General features: G+C 50.9%; 3 protein-coding genes. 2 read left to right on the top strand and 1 reads right to left on the bottom strand.

What is annotated here, in order from left to right; genetic code table 11:
- Positions 1-61: 61 nt before the first annotated feature.
- Together ACTHMC_RS03155 and ACTHMC_RS03150 are read left to right on the top strand one after the other, a co-directional pair.
- On the top strand, positions 62-451 hold the full coding sequence (locus tag ACTHMC_RS03155) for a DoxX family protein (protein ID WP_440410750.1): 390 nt from the start codon (positions 62-64) through the stop codon (positions 449-451).
- Positions 452-572: 121 nt separating this feature from the next.
- Positions 573-2,192 (top strand): Na+/H+ antiporter, encoded by a 1,620-nt coding sequence (locus ACTHMC_RS03150; protein ID WP_440410749.1) that lies wholly within the window; start codon positions 573-575, stop codon positions 2,190-2,192.
- A 133-nt stretch (positions 2,193-2,325) separates the two neighbouring features.
- On the opposite strand, the gene ACTHMC_RS03145 is transcribed toward ACTHMC_RS03150, so the two are convergent.
- A complete protein-coding gene (locus ACTHMC_RS03145) occupies positions 2,326-3,399 on the bottom strand; it encodes a dipeptidase (protein WP_440410747.1) in 1,074 nt (357 codons plus the stop codon).
- Positions 3,400-3,538 lie beyond the last annotated feature (139 nt).

The following is a 3,538-nucleotide window of genomic DNA, read 5'->3' as shown; positions in this document are numbered from 1 at the left end:
AGAATTAGTTTTCAATTTTGTTGTCAACAATTGTTTTCACACCCAATAAAAATCGAACTACATGAAACCTTCTAAAACTTTGTACTGGATAATAACCATCATTTTTGCGGCGCTCATGTTGCTTGACGGATTTTCCGGACTGGCCATGACGGAAGAGGGCAAACAGGCGATGCAACAACTGGGTTATCCCAACTACATCATGTCAATCATTGGTGTGGGCAAGATCCTCGGTGCTGTTGCCATTCTTCAACCCAGGTATCGCATCATCAAGGAATGGGCATATGCCGGATTCACCATCAACTTTCTTTCTGCGGCAATATCCTGGCTGATCGTTGGTGCACCTGTATTTTATGCTGTATTCCCGCTGATCATGCTGGCATTCATGTTCTTCACTTACTATGTATGGAAAAGATATGAGCAGCGTACTTCCGTGCCTGCTCTTGCGATATAGATCCACCGCCTCGCTTTCTGAAGCCGCATTTCACCCCGGATGCGGCTTTTGCTTTCAGGATAGTTTTTTCAGGTATGAAAACAAATCCTAATTTCCTCCCTGAAAAATCTATTTAACCCGCATGCATTATTCCCTGTTACTGTGTATTGTACTTGTGCTTGTTGTATCTATGCTGGTAATGCTTGGCCAGAAGCTGCGCATTTCCTATCCCATATTCCTGGTGCTGGGTGGTCTTGCCCTCAGTTTTATTCCGGGCTTACCCTCCGTTACCATCGATCCTGACCTGATCTTCCTGATCTTTTTACCCCCCTTATTATTTGAAGCCGCCTGGCTGACCAGCTGGAAAGCCTTTTGGAAGTTCCGGCGGGTCATCACCATGCTGGCCTTCGGGCTGGTGCTGATCACCAGCAGTGTGGTGGCAGTGGTATCAACCGCCCTGATCCCGGGATTCACGCTGGCGCTGGGTTTCCTGCTGGGCGCCATCATTTCGCCGCCCGATGCCGTTGCCGCAACTTCCGTACTCAAAGACATCAACATTCCCAAACCACTCACGCAGATCCTGGAAGGCGAAAGCCTGGTGAACGATGCATCCAGTTTGATCGTATTCCGTTTTGCCCTGGCTGCTATTCTTACCGGCACCTTTACGTGGCAGACCGCGGCCGTTGATTTTGTGCTGGTGACCGTAATGGGTATTGCCATAGGTCTTGGCATCGCGCTGATCATTTACGCCATGTACCGCTGGCTGCCCACCACTACCAGCATAGATATCGCTTTGAGCTTTGTTGCTCCATATCTGATGTACCTGGCAGCGGAATCTTTTCACTTTTCCGGTGTAATGGCCGTAGTGAGCGGAGGACTTTTCCTTTCCTATCACAGCCATGTTACACTCAGCCCCCAGAGCCGCTTACAGGGTTATGCCATGTGGAATACCATCACTTTTATATTAAATGGCCTGGTTTTCATGCTTATCGGCCTTGAAATGCCGGAGATCATGCGCAACCTGGGCGACTATTCCAAAGGACAGGCTATTTTCTATGGGATCATCATTTCACTGGTGATCATTGTTACCCGGATCCTTACGGCATTCGGCATTTCCGCCTTCACCACCTTCATCAGCCGGTATATCCATGTGGCCCAAAGCAAGCCCGGCTGGCGTGGCCCGCTCGTGATCGGCTGGGCCGGCATGCGTGGTGTGGTTTCGCTGGCATCTGCCCTTTCCATTCCATTACTGCTGGACAACAAAGACCCTTTCCCATACCGCAGCCTCATTCTCTGCATCACTTTTATCGTAATACTGGTTACCCTGGTATTGCAGGGGCTCACACTTCCATGGGTGATCAGACTGGTTGGACTGGATAAAGTTGAACCCGCAGTTTCCGAACAGGAACAGGAAGCGAAGATCCATCAGCACCTGCTCAACGCCGCCATCGATCTACTGGAAAGTCAATATACTGAACTGATGAAGCAGCAGCCGATGCTGCAATCGCTGCATAAGCAACTCAGCAATGACCTTCAGCTCACCAGGAATTTCCTGGAAGCGGAAGACTGCAATGAGAAAGAACGTCATTCCACCCTGGTATACAACAGCATTTACCTTGAACTGCTGGGAACCCAGCGGGACCGCCTCTTCCAGCTCCGCGGCAAGGATCTGTTCGAAGATGAACTGATCCGGAAGATAGAAGGGCAGCTGGATATAGAGCAGGAAAAAATTACAAGAGAAAGCGGTCATCCAGGCCATTAAGTTTATCGCATGTGCCCAGCCACTCGCGTCCCCGCGAGTGGCTTCTATTTGCTTGCCTCTGGCGAGTTCAGCGTTCGCCGGAGGCGAATAAATATTACTCACTCGCCGGAGGCGAGCAAGTGGTCCCTGAAAGTTAAGCAGGCAATGCATTCCGCAGGAAACGGAGGAAATTACCGTGCATGATGTTCTTTATATCTTCTTCACTATATCCTCTTCGGTTAAACATTGCAGGTAGCTTCTGTAAATCAGTGATGGTTTCAAGATCATAGGGGCATTGTTCCTTCCCGAAAGCGCCATCAAGATCCGTTCCGATACCCACGTGCAGACTGTTTCCTGCCAGCTGGCAGATATGATCTATATGATCGATTATAACTTCCAGGTTGCAATGCATTCCTTCCGGCGTTGACTGTTGACGCACCCAGTTGGGTACCATCATCCAGGCATCCAGCGCAGCGCCGATCACGGCTCCTTTGCTCACGAGCGTTTTTATCATGTTGTCACTGAACTGCCGGTTATGGTCCACCAATGACCGGACATTATTATGACTGGCCCATACATTTCCATTGAACAGCTCCATCGCATCCCAGAATGCATCGTCACATAAATGCGTGGCATCCAGGATCAGGCCAAGCCTTTCTATCTCTTTGATCAGTGCGTGGCCCTGTTCCGTCAGTCTGCCCGTTGCATCGGTGCCATTCGCATAGCGGCCTGGTCCGTAATGCGCGGGGCCGATGGCCCGAAGCCCGTAATTCCAGGCTTGTTCCAGGTAGCTCATATCAACGATACTGTCGGCTCCTTCGAGACTAAGCACATAACCAACAGGCTTGTTGGTATTGGGCGTTCCATCATTCCAAAGAGCTATATGTTTTTCCAGTGCCGTTTTATTGCTGATCATCACCATTTCCCCCGCTTTTTCCATGGCTTTGTACCAGGCCAGTTGTCCCTGGCTCTGTGCCCAGGCCTGGTGCGGTGAATGCCAGCCGGGCAGCGTGTTTTCCGGCGCCACGTATCTGGCGATCTGTGTGGCCACCACCAAACCGATATTACCTGCGCGCAATTCCGGCAGGGCAACAGTGCCTTTGGCACGGTCTGGTTTATCTGTAAGTCCGCGTTCTCTGTCCCTGATTGCCTGTACGGTCTCGCGGAGATCACGGTTCCATTCCAGGGCATTCATACTGAGATCCAGGTGCGCATCTATAATGAACATGTTTGTTACTTTTATCAGCGTGTGTCCAGTCGCTCGCGTCCCCGCGAGTGTCTTGTATTTTCTCGCCAGAGGCGAGCACCATGTCGCCCGAGGTGACGGTATATTTTTCACTCGCGGGGGGCGCGAGCGCCTGCTCTCC

Origin of the sequence: Pseudobacter sp., from assembly GCF_051955275.1 — a bacterium.
GTDB lineage: Bacteria > Bacteroidota > Bacteroidia > Chitinophagales > Chitinophagaceae > Pseudobacter.
Note: the sequence above shows the minus strand (reverse complement) of the source record. Positions and strands in the feature narration are given on the sequence as shown.